Here is a 14,901-nt window from a genome sequence, read left to right on the forward strand (position 1 = left end):
GTCGCCCTCAGCGGGAGGGCGCAGGGAAGGCCGGGCATCGGCTGATGCCCGTGGCCCCCGTGCGTGAAAAGTGCACGGGGCAGGAACCACAGGTACAGCCGGATAGCACCGGCCTTCCCCGCGCGAATGGGTTACGGCTTATACGCGATCTCCCTGGTGCGCCGGGCTTGTTGGCCACCATATCCGCGCGAAGCGAAAGCTTCGTCGCGTCCGCGACAACGCGCCGAGGCGCGTTGCGCGGGACACCAGCGTCGGGGTGTCAGGACCACGCGATTTCGCCGTCCGCATCGTGGCCGTTCGTCTTCCGGCAGCGACACGTCCATCGCATCCCGCACTCAACGTCCGTGACGACGCGTACGCCCCTCGCTCCGAGTCGGGATGCGAGCAATATAACATCTATTTCTGAAAAACAGAAGTTATATTTTGAGCAGCAAGCCTCATCGGCACGATCGCATTGAACGTGCTTCATGAATTGGCGCTTCTACGCGTATTGATCGGTTCAGATAGGCAGCAAACTGCCGAGCGGCATAGGCAGCGTCTTCTGGAAAAAGGTCGTCATGCCCGGGCATCCACGCCTGCCATGTGGTGCGGTGGCAAAGACGTGGATGGCCGGGACAAGCCCGGCCATGACAGCAATTACCAGCAACTATCTTATGGCTTCGTCCCGTCGGACGGCAGCGGAGCTTGCTGCGGGGCCCGAACTACGCCGCGCTCTCCAGCAGCGCGTCTTCGGCGGCGGCGACCGCGTCAGGTGTGCCGACATGCATCCAGACGCCGTCGAGGCGCAGGCCGAACAGCCGGTCCTGCTCATTGGCCTGGTCGAAACTCCTGGTCAGCGAGAACGCGCCGTCGGGAGCGCCGTCGAAGATCGCGGGCGAGATGATCGCCGCACCAGCATAGACGAAGGGGACGACCTGATGCTCCCGGCGCTTGCGCAGGGCGCCGTCGGGCAGCATCGAATAATCGCCCGGACCGCTATAGCCGATCGAGTTTGCGGTCGGCGCCATCAGCAGCAGGATGTCCATCCGTTCCGGATCGAAGGCGTCGGCAAGCCGGGTCAGGTTGTGTCGCACGCCCTCGACCCACATCGTATCGGAGTTGACGTGAAAGAAGGGCTCGGAGCCGAGCAGCGGCAGCGCCTTCACCACGCCGCCGCCGGTGCCGAGCACCTGGTCGCGCTCGTCGGAGATGATGACGCGAGGCGCCTTGCGGGGCGCGACATGATCGATGATCTGGTCGGGCAGATAATGCACGTTCACGACCGCCTCGCTCACGCCGGCATCCGCCAGGCGGTCCAGCACGTGGTCGAGCAACGGCCGGCCGGCGACGCGCACGAGCGGCTTGGGCATGGTGTCCGTCAGCGGGCGCATGCGCAGGCCCAGACCGGCGGCGAGAACCATGGCTTTGTGCGGCTTGACTGGCATCTTTCGGCGTCTCGAAGCAGTAACAACCTTGTAGCGAATCATACCACGTAAGGGCGTGAATCGTCTCGACCCCCGCTGCGATAGCGAGCCGCGATGACGATTATGCGACGGACAAGGGTCCGAGGCCTAGCTGAGTTCGACTGCCAAAGGGCCGGATTTTAGGCGTCCTCGGCCGCGCGGCGGTTCGACTTCTTCTTGCGATCGCCGAGCTTCAGGAAATTGACGCCGATCTGGTCGCCATTGACCCAGGCGAGTTCGCAGCGGCGGTAGGCGAGGCCGGTCGAGGACAACAGCAGGAAGAACTCCTTCAGGTGCAGACCCTCGACCGAACCCTCGACCGTCAGCTTGGCGCCGGTCTCGGAGACGTCCTCGATGGTGCAATTGCGCCGCCAGGTGCCGTCGATGCCCATCATGAAGGCGGGGATACCGCGCTCGAAGACGACGCGCTCGCCCCTTTGACGTTCTGCCATCGGATCCTCCAACGCGCCCGTGCCTCGCGCGCGAATGATCACAACAGCGTAAAGCCGGATGGCTAAGAACCCGTAAACGGCGCCCGAGACGGCGCTTCGTGCCGTCGTTCACGTCCAAGTTTGCATCATCCCGCGCTCGCCTCCAGCAGCCGGCGATAGAAGCGGATCATGTCGGCATATCCGTCGATCGAGAGCCGCTCATTGGTGCCGTGGAAGCGCTTGAGGTCTTCGTTGGTCGCGCGCAGCGGCGAGAAGCGGAAGATGTTGTCGGCGACCCCGCCATAATGCCGCGAGTCGGTGCCGCCGACCATCAGGCCGGGCGCCACGACGGCATCGGAAAAGACCTCGCGGATGGTACGGTTCATGAGCTGATAGGACGGCGACGCGCTCGATGTGACCGGCGGCGGCTCGGTGTTGCTCGGCACCGGGTCGATCGCGATGCGATCATTGGCGATGGTCCGCGTGACATGCTCGATGACGCTGCCCTGCGTATCGCCCGGCAGCAGGCGGAAATTCACCGTGGCGGACGCAACGCCCGGCAGCACGTTATCCTTGTCGCCGGCGTTGAAGATCGTGAGTGCGGTGGTGGTGCGCACCATCGCTTCCGTCACACCGCTCTTTTCGAACTCGCGGAGCAAGAGCGGCCTGAACAGCCAGAGATTGGACAAGGCGACGCGGTTGAACCCGGTCATCTCCGGCGCGAGCGTTGCGAACATCTCGCCGACCGCGCCGTCGATCCGCATCGGCAGACGGTTGGCCTCGAGCTTCGCCAGCGCCGCGCTCATCATCCCGATTGCGGTGTCATGCGGCGGCATCGAGGAATGGCCAGGCGTCGCCTTCGCCTTCAGGAGCAAAGTCGCATAGCCCTTCTCGGCGACGCCGACCAGTGCGGCCGGCTTCGTGAGCCCCTTGATGCCGCCCTCGGAGATCAGGAGGCCTTCGTCGATCAGGAAGTCGAGTCGCACATTGCGCGAGGCCAGCAAGGCGGCGATCGCCTTGGCGCCTCGGGTGCCGCTGACCTCCTCGTCGTGACCGAACGCAAAATAGACCGTGCGCTTCGGCTTGAAGCCGGCCTTCGCCAGCGCTTCCGCCGCTTCGAGCATTGCGTAGAGATTGCCCTTGTCGTCCCAGGCGCCGCGGCCCCAGATGAAGCCGTCCTTGATGCTCCCGGAAAATGGCGGCTCGCTCCAATCGCCTTCCGTGCCCGGCGCGATCGGCACCACGTCCTGATGCGCGAGCAATGCGATCGGCTTGGCGGCGGGATCGCTGCCTTGCCACGTGTAGAGCAGGCTGTGACCCGCGACCACCTCCTGCTTGGCGGCCGCATGAAATGCAGGGAAGCTCGCTTCGATATGCGCCTTCAGCCCTGCAAACGCATTCGCATTCTGCTCGGGATCGTCATAGCTGGAGATGGTGCGAAAGCGGACGGCTGCGGCAAGCCGGTTCGCCGCGGCCTCTCCGTCGATCGAGACTTTCGGCAGCGCCGTCACCTGAAGCTGGCGCGAACCTTGGCGTTGCGTATTGAAGGCGACGATCGCGAGCACGGCGATGATCGCGACCAGCACGAGAAGAACGACGTTTCTGACGATCCTGGGCAGCCGTCGCATCGCGTTTACCCTCAAAGCAAAACGACGCCGCAAGCTTCGCCTGCGGCGTCGTCGACTTTGCTCAAAGCCTGCGGCGAAGTCCATCGCCGTTGCGATCGAAGCGCAACTCACTCACACCGCGAGCACGCAGAGGGACTACTTCTTCGCCGCCTTCGCCCGGGCGATGCCTTCGGTGATCAGCTGATGCGCATCGTCGGCCGAGCCCCAGCGCAGCACCTTGACCCATTTGCCGGGTTCGAGGTCCTTGTAGTGCTCGTAGAAGTGCTGGATCTGCGCCAGCGTGATGTCCGGCAGGTCGCTATAGGTGCGCACCTTGTCGTAGCGCTGGGTCAGCTTCGACGACGGCACCGCGATGATCTTCTCGTCGCCGCCGGCCTCGTCTTCCATCAGCAACACGCCGACCGGGCGGACGCTCATCACGGCGCCCGGCACGATGGCGCGGGTGTTGGCGATCAGGACGTCGCAGGGGTCGCCGTCGTTCGAGAGCGTGTGCGGGATGAATCCGTAATTTCCCGGATACCGCATCGCCGTGTAGAGGAAGCGATCGACGAACAGCGTGCCAGCGTCCTTGTCGAGCTCGTATTTGATCGGCTCGCCGCCCACCGGGACTTCGATGACGACGTTGACGTCGCGTGGCGGATCTTTCCCGATCGGGATGGCGTCGATGCGCATGAAGGACTCCGTTGGACTGGAACGTAAAGGTCAGGCGTTCAGAGGACGAACGCACTCATTCGCAGTCGCAAAAAATTTGCGGCTCTGCAACAGCAACTTGATGCCGCACAACGCGTCGAGTTCGGCAGCCGCGCTTAAGCTTACTTGATCGAGGCGTAATGGCCTCAGAAACCGAGCCTGGAGCTCAATTGGTCCAGGCGAAGGCAACCTTGTCGAGCGATTTCGGCCCGAACCGCTCCGACGAGCGCGCCACCATCCGGCCGCCCAAGGTGCGGTAAAACTCGGTGGCGGGGTCGTTGTCGGACAACGCCCACACCACCATGCTCTTCAGGCCGCTTTGCGCGAGGTCGCGCTTGGCCGCCGTGAAGAGGCGGCGACCGAACCCCAGCCCCTGAAATTCCGGTCGCAGATAAAGCTCATAAATCTCGCCGTCGAAATGCAGACTGCGGGCGCGGTTGCGGCCGTAATTGGCATAGCCTGCGATCTTGTCGTTGAACACGAGCACGCTGACCCGGCTGCCCTTGCGGATCGCGCTGTCCCACCATTGCGGGCCGCGGCGATTGATCAGCTTTTCCAGCTCGGCGCCGGGGATGATACCCTGATAGGCAGAGCGCCAGGCTTCGTCATGGGCAGACGCCACCGCAGCCGCATCTGCAGCCTTGGCCGGACGGACTTCGATCAGGGTTGTGCTCATGAGGGGATCAAAGCAAGTCGGCGGCGCCGCTTCAAGGTCCAACGTTAAAGATCGGTTAACCTGTGGACTTTCTGCATCACCGGGCGAGAAATCTGTGCCGAAAAGGGACGATTCGGCAACAGCCGGGCGATCCGGAGATGCCGGCCGCACCGGTGACGCGGCTTGGCCCTCAAAAAGCTCCGCTGATTCGGTGGGGCGGTTCGGGGTTAGAATGCGCGATGCGTCTCGGCTGCGCGATATTCACGCCCGATCTCTGGCGCGAGCCGCTGGGCGCGCTGGTCAAAACAGGACCCGCGATCGTGCTGATGCTGGTCGCGCTGTCGACACTGGATAATCGATGATGACGCAATGGCCCGATGACGACGTGATCCTCTACGATGGGGTCTGCGTGTTCTGCTCGCGCTGGGTTCGTTTCGTGATCGCGCGCGATCGCGAGGCGCGGTTTCGGTTCACGCCGATCCAGTCGGCCTACGGCACCCGCCTCGCGCAGGCGTTCGGCATCGATCCTGATGATCCCGACACCAATGCCGTCGTGCACGGCGGCAGGGCGCACCTGAAATCCGATGCCGCGCTGACGGTGCTGTCGACCCTGCCCGGCTGGCGCTGGACGCGCGTGCTGTTCGCCGTGCCCAAGCCGCTGCGCGACGTGGTCTACGGCCTGGTCGCCCGCAACCGCTATCGCATCTTCGGCAGATACGAGGCGTGCTTCATCCCGGATGCGGAGCTGCGGGCGCGGGTGCTGGAATAGCAGGTGATAATTAATCGATTGAAACGAACGGTTTATCCGATATAATGCGTTAGATCGATTGATAGGGGTGTGAAATTCTCCTCCCAGCCGCCCACGTGGGAGATTATTTCATGACTGCCCCGTCGCACGAACTCGCCGCCGATGCGCCCACCGCCGTTCCGCATCATGACTTCCGTGTCCACGCGCCCCTTCAGCACGGTATTCCGGCGCTGGTGCCCGGCCTCCTGCTCTCGGCGGCGATCGCCGGCGCCGGCTTTTCCCTGCGCCAGCTTCCAGGCCTGGCGGTGTTCAGTCCGATGATCCTGGCTATCGTCGCCGGCATGGCCTTCCACAACCTGATCGGGACGCCGCATCGGGCCAAGGCCGGCGTCACCTTCTCGCTCCGGCGGGTGCTGCGGCTCGCCATCGTGCTGCTCGGCTTGCAGCTCACCGCCGAGCAGGTGGTGGAGGTCGGCGCGCGCGGGCTTCTCGTGATCGCGCTCAGCCTCACCGGCACCTTCCTGTTCACGGTGTGGATGGGGCGGCTGCTCGGCGTCGAACGCAAGCTGACCGAACTGATCGCGGCCGGCACCTCGATCTGCGGCGCCTCGGCCGTGATCGCCACCAACACGGTCACCCGTGCGCCCGACGAGGACGTCGCCTATGCGGTGGCCTGCGTCACCGTGTTCGGCTCGATCGCGATGTTCAGCTATCCGCTGTTGCCGGCGCTGTTGCACCTCGATGCCCACGCCTATGGTCTGTGGAGCGGCGCCTCGATCCATGAGATCGCACAAGTGGTGGCCGCCGCCTTCCAGCAGGGCCAGCAGGCCGGCGAATTCGGCACCATCGCCAAGCTCGCCCGCGTGATGCTGCTGGCGCCCGTCGTGATCACGCTCGGCCTGCTGGCAGCGCGCCGCGCCCGTCATGGCGGCCATGCTCACGCCAGTGCAAAGGCGCCGCTGCCCTGGTTCATCTTTGGCTTCATCGCGCTGGTCGGCATCAACAGCATCGTCACCATTCCGGCGGAGGCCAGAACCGTCATCGTGACCGCGACCACCTTCCTGCTGTCGATGGCGCTGGCCGCGATGGGATTGGAAACCGATTTCGCCAAGCTGAAGGCCAAGGGCCTGCGGCCGCTCACGCTCGGCCTGCTCGCCTTCGTCTTCATCGCAAGCTTCAGCCTGACGCTGGTGAAGCTCACAAGTTAGGACGTCATGACGCTCGAGCAGCTCAGGATCTTCGTTGCGGTCGCGACCCGCGAGCATGTCACGCAAGCCGCGCGCGACCTCAACCTGACGCAATCGGCCACATCGGCGGCGGTCGCCGCGCTCGAAGCGCGATATCAAACCAAATTGTTCGACCGCGTCGGCCGCCGGATCGTGCTCACCGCCGCCGGCAAGACGTTCCTCGTCGAAGCCAGGAGCATCCTTGCCCGCGTCGCGAGCGCAGAGGCCGTGCTGGACGATCTCGCCGGGCTAAGGCGGGGGCAGCTGTCGCTGGCCGCGAGCCAGACCATCGCCGGCTATTGGCTGCCCGCCTTCATTCACAAGTTCAATGCCGCGCATCCGGCGATCACGCTCTCGCTCGCGATCGGCAACACCGAGCAGGTGGCCGCGCGCGTGCGCGAAGGTTCGGCGGACCTCGGTTTCGTCGAGGGCAATGTCGACGATCCCGTGCTCGCGGCGCAGCCGGTCGCGGATGACGAACTGGTGCTGGTCGGGCCGCCCGATCACCCGCTGTGCCGAGCATCGTCGGTCACGGCCGGCGATCTGAGGTCGGCGCGCTGGGTGCTGCGCGAGGCGGGTTCGGGGACACGGGCGGTGTTCGAGGCTGCGCTCGCCGAGCTCGGCGTCGATCCACGCGAGCTCGATGTCGCCTTCGATCTGCCTTCCAACGAGGCGGTGCGCGGTGCGGTCGAAGCGAGTGCCGGCGTGACAGTGATCTCGCGCCTGGTCGTGGTCCGGGCCTTGAAGGCGGGTCTGTTGGCTGTCGCCAATATCCCGCTGCCCAAACGGCATTTCTTCAGCCTGCGTCACAAGGAGCATCACCAGACGATGGCGGCGCGGGAATTCTTGCGGATGGTGGGGGATGATCGCGAATCTCGCTCAGCGCGAGCGTAGCGACGCGATCCGGGAATCCTCCCACGGCCGCCCTCTGGATTGCTTCGTCGCTTCGCTCCTCGCAATGACGAGGAGAGAGTTGGTCGATCGCCGTCGGCGCTGAAGGTGCCGAGGCGTCGCGGCAATTGCTTTCTCGCCGCGCAAGCGGCAGGGCAATCGCATATGGGAAAAGCGGCCGGACGATCTCGCCCGCGGCCGTCCTTCGAGACGCTCGCCTCCGGCGAGCTCCTCAGGAGGAGGCCATCTTTGCGGTGAGATCGTAGCCTCTCATGGTGAGGGCGCGGCAAAGCCGCGCGTCTCGAACCATGAGGTCGCGACCCTGCTTGGGCCATATCAGACAGCCCGGCCGCAAGCGGGGAGGGGGCAGGAGCGTGCTTACGCCACCGCTTCCTTGGTCTTTTCGGCGCGCTTGCGCTCGTTCGGGTCGAGATGCTTCTTGCGCAGCCGGATCGATTTCGGCGTCACCTCGACCAGTTCGTCGTCCTCGATATAGGCGAGCGCCTTTTCCAGCGTCATCCTGATCGGCGGCGTCAGCCGGACGGCTTCGTCCTTCGAGGTGGTGCGGATGTTGGTGAGCTGCTTGCCCTTGAGCACGTTGATCTCGAGGTCGTTGTCGCGGGTGTGCTCGCCGACGATCATGCCGCGATAGACCTTCCAGCCCGGCTCGATCATCATCGGGCCGCGGTCTTCCAGCTTGAACATCGCGTAGGCCACCGCCTCGCCCTGGTCGTTGGAGATCAGGACGCCATTGCGGCGGCCGGCGATCTCGCCCTTGTACGGGGCGTAGCCGTGGAAGAGGCGGTTCATGATCGCGGTGCCGCGGGTGTCGGTGAGCAGTTCGCCCTGGTAACCGATCAGGCCGCGGGTCGGCGCGTAGAACACCAGCCGCAGCCGGTTGCCGCCGGACGGGCGCATCTCGATCATCTCGGCCTTGCGCTCACTCATCTTCTGCACGACGACGCCGGAATGCTCTTCGTCGACGTCGATCACGACCTCCTCGATCGGCTCCAGCCACTGGCCGGTGGCCTCGTCCTTTTGCAGAACGACGCGCGGGCGCGACACCGACAGCTCGAAGCCCTCGCGGCGCATGGTCTCGATCAGGATCGCGAGCTGCAATTCGCCGCGGCCGGACACTTCCATGGCGTCCTTGTCGACGGATTCGACGACGCGGAGCGCGACGTTGCCCTCGGCCTCGCGCAGCAGGCGGTCGCGAATCATGCGGCTCGTCACCTTGTCACCCTCGGTGCCCGCCAGCGGCGAGTTGTTGACGATGAAGGACATCGACACCGTGGGCGGATCGATCGGCTGCGCCGGCAGCGGTGTTTCGACGGTGGGGTCGCAGAAGGTGTCGGCGACGGTGCCCTTGCTGAGGCCTGCGATGGCGACGATGTCGCCGGCTTCGGCCTCGTCGAGCGGCACGCGCTCGATACCGCGGAACGCCAGAATCTTGGAGATGCGACCCTGCTCGACAACCTTGCCTTCGGCGTTCAGCACCTTTACGGCCTGGTTCGGCTTGATACTGCCCGAGGTGATGCGCCCGGTGATGATGCGTCCAAGGAAGTTGTTGGCTTCCAGGATGGTGCCGATCATACGGAACGGCCCCTCTTCGACCGATGGTGCCGGCACATGGCGCAGCACCAGGTCGAACAGCGGCTGCATGCCCTGGTCCTTCGGACCGTCCGGGCTGTCGGCCATCCAGCCCTGCTTGGCCGAGCCATAGAGGATCGGGAAGTCGAGCTGCTCCTCGCTGGCGTCGAGCGCCGCGAACAGGTCGAACACCTCGTTGATGACCTCGGTCGGCCGCGCGTCCGGGCGGTCGACCTTGTTGATGACGACGATCGGCTTCAGCCCCACCTTGAGCGCCTTGGAGACCACGAATTTGGTCTGCGGCAGCGGGCCCTCGGCGGCGTCGACCAGCACCAGCGCACCGTCCACCATGTTGAGGATGCGCTCGACCTCGCCGCCGAAATCGGCGTGGCCGGGGGTGTCGACGATGTTGATGCGCGTGTCCTTCCACTGCACCGATGCCGCTTTCGCCAGGATGGTGATGCCGCGCTCGCGCTCCAGGTCGTTGGAGTCCATAGCGCGCTCGGCGACCTTCTGGTTCTCGCGGAAGGTGCCGGATTGCTGCAGCAGGCGATCGACGAGCGTGGTCTTGCCGTGGTCGACGTGGGCGATGATGGCGATGTTGCGAAGGTTCATGACTTGCTTCTTTAAGCTTTCTTAAGCTCGTGCTCTGTCCCCGGCGGCGCGCGCTCCTGCAGGGAAATCAGTTGTTTAGCTATGGAGCGCGCTCGCAAAACGGGTCTGCGGCGGAGAGGGCATCCCGCCCTCAAAAAGGAAGCCCGGCCAAAAGGACCGGGCAAACCTGACGCGTTGCGCCGCAATATAGGCAGAAACTACCAAAAAACAATGACAATCAATGACAATCCTGGTTGGTGCGCCGACGTGCGAAGTCCTGTGCCGGGCTGTCGGTTCCCGCCAGATCAGCCAGCCGCCGCCTGCTCGCTCGGATAGACGCCGCGGAGTACCTCCTCGAAATGGCCTTTCACGGCCTCGTTGCAGAGGCAGGAGCGCCGCTTCAGGGCTTCCGTATCGCGGACCGTGATCGCGCCACGCCGGGTCTCCAGGATGCCCTCGGCCTTGAAGGTCTGGAGCACGCGGCTGGCATAGCTGCGGCCGACCCCGAGCAAGGTGGCGAGCTGCTCGTGCGTCAGCGGTACGGTCGGGTCGCCATCGGTCCGCTCCATGGCTGCAACGATCCATTTCGCCGTGCGCTGCTCGATCGAATGGATCGCATTGCAGGCGGTGGACTGGAACATCTGGGCCAGCATGCAGTCGGCGTAGCGGGCGAACACGCTGCGCAAGGTTTTCGACTGCAGCTTGGCAGCGTCGAGCTTGGTGACGGGCAGGCGTACGAAGGGGCCGGCGAACTTGACGACGATGCGGGTATAGGCGGGCAGAAAGCCCTGGCTGACGATGCCGCCGACCGCGCCTTCGCGCCCCACCAGAATGGTCTCGACGTCGCGCCCATCCTCGTTCGCGACCAGATAGGAGGCAAGGGCCGGTCCGCAGGGAAAGTGCACGATCTGCACGTCGTCGCCAGGGTTGTACAGCAGGTCCCCGGCCGAGGTCTGCTCCTCGGCCAGATGCGGAGAGAGCAGTGCATAGTCGGTCATGCTCAATCGGCGCAGCAAGTTATTGTACGGCCGCTCGCGCGAGAGCGGCGTCACTCCCTGACTCAGCATTGCCATTTCTACGCCCTCTTGGCTCAGTGTTGGCCCTGTCGATTTGTTTCACGCTATGTACAGAAGTGGACCGACAGGGGAACTCTGGTATGGTGGTTTCGTTCCAGGAACCCGCCGGCGTGCTTGTGCGAAGGCGCTGGCTGCGGGGGCCGTCCTTCATCTCTGGAACCCCGCTCATGACCGCTTCGCAACTCGGCTTGCCGGAGCTTTATCAGGACATATTGATCGTCGAGGACGATCCGATCATCGCGCTCGGCCTCGAAGATACGATCCTCGGCTTCGGCGTGCCGACCGTGCGTGTTGCCGCCAACGTCGCGAACGCGCTCGTGATGATCGAGCAGCGCGCGCCGGATTTCGCGCTGCTCGATGTCGGACTGGTGCGCGGCAATAGCTTCGCCGTGGCTGAGCGGCTGGCTGCGCTGCAGATCCCGTTCGCCTTTGCGACCGGTTATGACGCCGACCGCGTGCCCGCGCAATTCTCCGACCGGCCGCGGCTGCAGAAGCCTTGCCCGACGGATGCACTGGAAGCGGCGCTGCGGCGGAAGACGTAGCGAGCGGAGCTGATCGCACCGCTACTAAATTCCCTTTCCCGGCAAGCGGCAGGGCAATCGCATATGACTGTAGCTTCGGGCCTCATGGTTCTCCCGGCGAAGCATCGTCCGGAGACGCGCGGCTTCGCCGCGCCCTCACCATGAGGGTCTGTCATTTTGCCGCAAAACAGGCCCTCGTCCTGAGGAGCTCGCCGGAGGCGAGCGTCTCGAAGGACGGCCGCGGGAGAAATCGTCGGCGGCACTCACTCCAGCTTCGGATCGAGCGTGGTCGACCACAGCGCGATGTCGGCGCGATCGCGCAAGGTGACCGTCATCTGTCCGGTGGCGCCTTCGATCTTGACGTGGCCGAAGAACTGCATGCCCGCCGACGGCGGCAGGTTCTGCTTGTCGAGGCCGGGCGCCTTGATGAAGCGCACCTCGGGGCCGAACGTGTTGTCGAGCTCGTTCGGTCCGAACGTGCCGGCATGCAGCGGCCCCGAGACGAACTCCCAGAACGGCTCGAAGTCCTGGAATTGCGCCTTGTCCGGATTGTAGTAATGCGCGGCGGCGTAGTGGACGTCGGCTGTCAGCCACACCGTGTTCTGGATCGGCGCCGTCTTGATGAAGCGGAGGATCTCGGCAATCTCGAGCTCGCGGCCGCGCGGCGGACCGTCACCTTGCGCGAACGCTTCAGAGCCGCGTTTGTTGGCGGCATCATCATAGACGATCAGGCTGAGCGGCATGTCGGAAGCGATCACCTTCCAGGTCGCGCGCGAGTTCAACAGTGCCCGCTTCAGCCAGCGCATCTGCTCGGGGCCGAGGAAATAGGCATCGGGACCGTATTCGGTCTGCTGATTCGGGTTGTTCGGACCGCGATAGGAGCGCTCGTCCAGCATGAACACGTCGAGATGCGGACCATAGGAGATGCTGCGATAGACGCGACCGGGCTCGACAATGCTTTCGCGCAGCGGATACATCTCGTGGAAGGCGCGCGCGGCGCGCGCCGCCAGCAGCTGGATGTTGCGCTCCTTGTAGGCGGCTGGAAGATCCTTCGAGGCCGACCAGTTGTTGGTGACCTCGTGATCGTCCCACTGCACGAAGATCGGCACCTCGGCATTGAAGGCGCGGACATTGTCGTCGAGGAAATTGTATTTGTGAGCGGCGCGGAATTCGTCGAGCGTCTCGGCGACCTTGGCCTTCTCCGGGATGGTGAGATTCTTCCAGAGCTTGCCGTCGGAAAGCTTCACCTCGGATGCGATCACGCCGTCGGCGTAGATGGTGTCGCCGGAGTGGATGAAGAAGTCCGGCCGGTGCTTTTTCATGGTCGAGAACGTGAACATGCCCCCGTCGTCCGGGTTGATGCCCCAGCCTTGCCCGGCGACGTCGCCGCCCCAGACGAAGCTGACATCGCGCTTGTCCGAGGGCGCGGTACGGAAGCGGCCGACGACCGGCTCGCTCTCGATGTCGGGATGCGACAAGTCGCGGAATTTGACGCGGTAGAAGATATCCTGGCCGCCGGGCAGGTTCTCGACCAGCATCTTGGCCGTGTAGTCACTTTCCGGCAGCGCTGCGATCGGCGGCAGCGCGCGGGCGTCCTTGAACGTGTCTGATGTGGCGACCTCGACCAGCATCTGCGCGGGTCGGTCGGCGCGCGACCAGATCACGCCGCCGTCGCTGCTCACATCGCCGGACTGCACACCGTGAGTGATCTGCGGCCGGTCGGCGGCGCGGCTGAGGTAAGGCATGGCCAGCGTGCTGACGCCGGCTGCGGCCGCGGTGGACAGGAAGCGGCGGCGGGAGAGCGCATGGAAAGCGCGGCGTGGGATTCGGATCGTCATGAATATCTCCTCCGGGGCGGCGGCGAGTCGCGCCCGAATGTACGACCGAAGAGCTAGGAAAATTCGATGACAGCGCGATTACGCGAAGGCGCCACAGGGGAGGATTTTGCGAGCCGTTCCGATGTCGGTCCACGAAGCTGACGTCGGCTGGCGGTGAAGCGCCAGCGTTGCATCGCGGCTGGACTTGCCTTGGTATCAGGTGCCGGTCGCGCGCAATTGGGGACCGTTGCCGGTGCCGGCGCGCGGCGGGGTCTGCGGCATGCTCATCAGGATCAGCTTGCGGTCGGCGACCGCATTGTGGAACTGCTCGAGCGCGATGTTGAAGGCGGTGAGCGCGGCGTGCTCGATCGCGCCATCCTCGAAACAGGCAAGCGTGTTGCGCAGGATGTCGTCGGCTTCGCTCTGCATGTTGTCGAGCTCTTCGGGGGAATCGCTCTTGCGCGCGATCGTGATCATTTCGAGCAGCCGGTCACGCATCGAACTGTTGATGAACCGCTCGTCCTTCTTCAGATAGCCGGCGAACCAGGCACCGATCGAGCCCATCGCCGAGAGCGCCATCAGGCTCCACCAGATGTAATCGCTGTAGCGGTCGAGGAAGGTCTTCTCCTCGCCGTCGACAAAGGCGGCCGCTCCCGGATGCACTGGGATCGCGGCGTCCTTGTCGGTGTCGGGGGTCTCGATCTTCGCAGCCAACGGGAATTCCGACATCAGCTGCTGGCGCACCGAAAACAGCTGGCGGGCGAAGGCGGAGACGGTCGATTCCGCCAAGCCTTTGCGCGCCACGATGTGGTGGTTGAAGCTGATCGTCTTCACCTCGTCCTCGGGCCGGTCGGGCGAGCCGCCGAAGGCGCCGGCCGGGATGTCGGCCGCTTCATATTCCGGATGATTCTGCGCGATCGCTTCCGCAGAATCGATCGCAAGGAAGGTCGGTGTGCCGCCATCCTTGGTGGAGGCTGCGATCGCCTCCGTCGTGATCTTGCTGTTGACAGGTCCCGCAGCCAGCCAGACGTCGGCTTTCTGACTGCGCACCGCGTCGATGGCCTCGGTGATCGGGAATTGCAGGATATCGACCTTGCCGGGATCGACGCCATATTGCTGCAGGATCACCTTGAGCAGATTGACGTTGGCCGGAGTGCGGCCGATGACGCCGATCTTGCGGCCGGCGAGCTGCGAAATCTTGGTGATCTTCGCGCCCTTCCTCCGGCCCTTGGCCGGCGGCACCCATAGCACCGCGACGTTCTTGCGCAGCGTTGCCACGGCCTGCGCGTTCTTCGGAACGTTGAGGTCGCCGCGGATGATGGCGAGATCGACCTTGCCTTCGGCGAGCGCCTGCGCGCTTTCGGCGGCGCCCTCGGTCTGCACCGGACGCAAGCGGACATAGCCGTGATTTTGCGAAAACGCCTGGGTCAGCGCCTGCACCACCCTGAGATCGTCGCTGTTGGGAGGACCGACGGCGATCTTCAGCGGCACCGGGCGCATCGCAAAGTAATAGCCGCCGATAAGCGCGCCGACGATCGCCAGGATTCCGGCGACGACGATGAACACGACGGGGCGGACCGGCGAGCGCGGTT

The 14,901-nt window shown here is 64.6% G+C and carries 14 protein-coding genes; 5 read left to right on the top strand and 9 right to left on the bottom strand.

Going from position 1 to position 14,901, the window contains the following annotated elements; genetic code table 11:
* Nucleotides 1–701: 701 nt before the first annotated feature.
* The 5 genes from QX034_RS13185 to QX034_RS13205 all read right to left on the bottom strand — a co-directional run bounded on the left by QX034_RS13185 (nt 702) and on the right by QX034_RS13205 (nt 4,867).
* The gene (locus QX034_RS13185) at nt 702–1,424 is read right to left on the bottom strand and encodes a nucleotidyltransferase family protein (RefSeq protein WP_315702165.1); all 723 of its coding nucleotides are present in this window, start codon (nt 1,422–1,424) and stop codon (nt 702–704) included.
* A gap of 158 nt (nt 1,425–1,582) precedes the next feature.
* Nucleotides 1,583–1,894 carry a PilZ domain-containing protein gene (locus tag QX034_RS13190; protein WP_315702164.1) on the bottom strand — a complete coding sequence of 104 codons (312 nt, stop codon included), beginning with the start codon at nt 1,892–1,894 and terminating at the stop codon, nt 1,583–1,585.
* Between the two features lie 125 nt (nt 1,895–2,019).
* Nucleotides 2,020–3,501: a M20 family peptidase gene (locus tag QX034_RS13195; protein WP_315742574.1), complete on the bottom strand. Its 1,482-nt coding sequence runs from the start codon at nt 3,499–3,501 to the stop codon at nt 2,020–2,022.
* A 135-nt stretch (nt 3,502–3,636) separates the two neighbouring features.
* A complete protein-coding gene (gene ppa / locus QX034_RS13200) occupies nt 3,637–4,173 on the bottom strand; it encodes an inorganic diphosphatase (RefSeq protein WP_315702162.1) in 537 nt (178 codons plus the stop codon).
* Between the two features lie 184 nt (nt 4,174–4,357).
* Nucleotides 4,358–4,867, bottom strand: a complete 510-nt coding sequence (locus QX034_RS13205) for a GNAT family N-acetyltransferase (RefSeq protein WP_315702161.1) — start codon at nt 4,865–4,867, stop codon at nt 4,358–4,360.
* A gap of 62 nt (nt 4,868–4,929) precedes the next feature.
* On the opposite strand from QX034_RS13205, the gene QX034_RS13210 reads away from it, so the two are divergent.
* The 4 genes from QX034_RS13210 to QX034_RS13225 all read left to right on the top strand — a co-directional run bounded on the left by QX034_RS13210 (nt 4,930) and on the right by QX034_RS13225 (nt 7,714).
* Nucleotides 4,930–5,208 carry a hypothetical protein gene (locus QX034_RS13210; protein WP_315703200.1) on the top strand — a complete coding sequence of 93 codons (279 nt, stop codon included), beginning with the start codon at nt 4,930–4,932 and terminating at the stop codon, nt 5,206–5,208.
* Nucleotides 5,208–5,615, top strand: a complete 408-nt coding sequence (locus QX034_RS13215) for a thiol-disulfide oxidoreductase DCC family protein (protein ID WP_315742705.1) — start codon at nt 5,208–5,210, stop codon at nt 5,613–5,615. Before QX034_RS13210 ends, QX034_RS13215 begins: the two co-directional genes overlap by 1 nt.
* A 110-nt stretch (nt 5,616–5,725) precedes the next feature.
* On the top strand, nt 5,726–6,802 hold the full coding sequence (locus QX034_RS13220) for a YeiH family protein (RefSeq protein ID WP_409977688.1): 1,077 nt from the start codon (nt 5,726–5,728) through the stop codon (nt 6,800–6,802).
* A 6-nt stretch (nt 6,803–6,808) separates the two neighbouring features.
* On the top strand, nt 6,809–7,714 hold the full coding sequence (locus QX034_RS13225) for a LysR family transcriptional regulator (RefSeq protein ID WP_315761500.1): 906 nt from the start codon (nt 6,809–6,811) through the stop codon (nt 7,712–7,714).
* A gap of 375 nt (nt 7,715–8,089) precedes the next feature.
* Here QX034_RS13225 and typA read toward each other — a convergent pair whose 3' ends face one another.
* Both typA and QX034_RS13235 read right to left on the bottom strand, forming a co-directional pair.
* Nucleotides 8,090–9,916 (bottom strand): translational GTPase TypA, encoded by a 1,827-nt coding sequence (gene typA, locus QX034_RS13230; RefSeq protein ID WP_315702159.1) that lies wholly within the window; start codon nt 9,914–9,916, stop codon nt 8,090–8,092.
* A gap of 284 nt (nt 9,917–10,200) precedes the next feature.
* Entirely contained in the window at nt 10,201–10,962 is a 762-nt protein-coding gene (locus tag QX034_RS13235) for a Crp/Fnr family transcriptional regulator (RefSeq protein ID WP_315761498.1), read from the bottom strand.
* A 176-nt stretch (nt 10,963–11,138) separates the two neighbouring features.
* Here QX034_RS13235 and QX034_RS13240 point away from each other — a divergent pair, with 176 nt between their 5' ends.
* The gene (locus QX034_RS13240) at nt 11,139–11,513 is read left to right on the top strand and encodes a response regulator (protein ID WP_315702157.1); all 375 of its coding nucleotides are present in this window, start codon (nt 11,139–11,141) and stop codon (nt 11,511–11,513) included.
* A gap of 242 nt (nt 11,514–11,755) precedes the next feature.
* Here the strand turns inward: QX034_RS13240 and QX034_RS13245 are convergent, their stop codons facing one another.
* A complete protein-coding gene (locus tag QX034_RS13245; protein WP_315761496.1) occupies nt 11,756–13,330 on the bottom strand; it encodes an alkaline phosphatase D family protein in 1,575 nt (524 codons plus the stop codon).
* Between the two features lie 195 nt (nt 13,331–13,525).
* Nucleotides 13,526–14,875 (bottom strand): TAXI family TRAP transporter solute-binding subunit, encoded by a 1,350-nt coding sequence (locus tag QX034_RS13250; RefSeq protein ID WP_315703132.1) that lies wholly within the window; start codon nt 14,873–14,875, stop codon nt 13,526–13,528.
* Between the last annotated feature and the right edge of the window lie 26 nt (nt 14,876–14,901).

It is taken from the genome of Bradyrhizobium sp. SZCCHNR3119 (assembly GCF_032487775.1).
In the GTDB taxonomy this organism is placed as follows: domain Bacteria; phylum Pseudomonadota; class Alphaproteobacteria; order Rhizobiales; family Xanthobacteraceae; genus Bradyrhizobium.

Bases quoted from the DNA above. Each gene is read 5' to 3' on its own strand.
- QX034_RS13235 (WP_315761498.1), bottom strand. From the start codon at position 10,962: ATGCTGAGTCAGGGAGTGACGCCGCTCTCGCGCGAGCGGCCGTACAAT.
- QX034_RS13195 (WP_315742574.1), bottom strand. From the start codon at position 3,501: ATGCGACGGCTGCCCAGGATCGTCAGAAACGTCGTTCTTCTCGTGCTG.
- QX034_RS13240 (WP_315702157.1), top strand. From the start codon at position 11,139: ATGACCGCTTCGCAACTCGGCTTGCCGGAGCTTTATCAGGACATATTG.
- QX034_RS13190 (WP_315702164.1), bottom strand. From the start codon at position 1,894: ATGGCAGAACGTCAAAGGGGCGAGCGCGTCGTCTTCGAGCGCGGTATC.
- ppa (WP_315702162.1), bottom strand. From the start codon at position 4,173: ATGCGCATCGACGCCATCCCGATCGGGAAAGATCCGCCACGCGACGTC.
- QX034_RS13220 (WP_409977688.1), top strand. From the start codon at position 5,726: ATGACTGCCCCGTCGCACGAACTCGCCGCCGATGCGCCCACCGCCGTT.
- typA (WP_315702159.1), bottom strand. From the start codon at position 9,916: ATGAACCTTCGCAACATCGCCATCATCGCCCACGTCGACCACGGCAAG.
- QX034_RS13245 (WP_315761496.1), bottom strand. From the start codon at position 13,330: ATGACGATCCGAATCCCACGCCGCGCTTTCCATGCGCTCTCCCGCCGC.
- QX034_RS13185 (WP_315702165.1), bottom strand. From the start codon at position 1,424: ATGCCAGTCAAGCCGCACAAAGCCATGGTTCTCGCCGCCGGTCTGGGC.
- QX034_RS13225 (WP_315761500.1), top strand. From the start codon at position 6,809: ATGACGCTCGAGCAGCTCAGGATCTTCGTTGCGGTCGCGACCCGCGAG.
- QX034_RS13205 (WP_315702161.1), bottom strand. From the start codon at position 4,867: ATGAGCACAACCCTGATCGAAGTCCGTCCGGCCAAGGCTGCAGATGCG.
- QX034_RS13215 (WP_315742705.1), top strand. From the start codon at position 5,208: ATGACGCAATGGCCCGATGACGACGTGATCCTCTACGATGGGGTCTGC.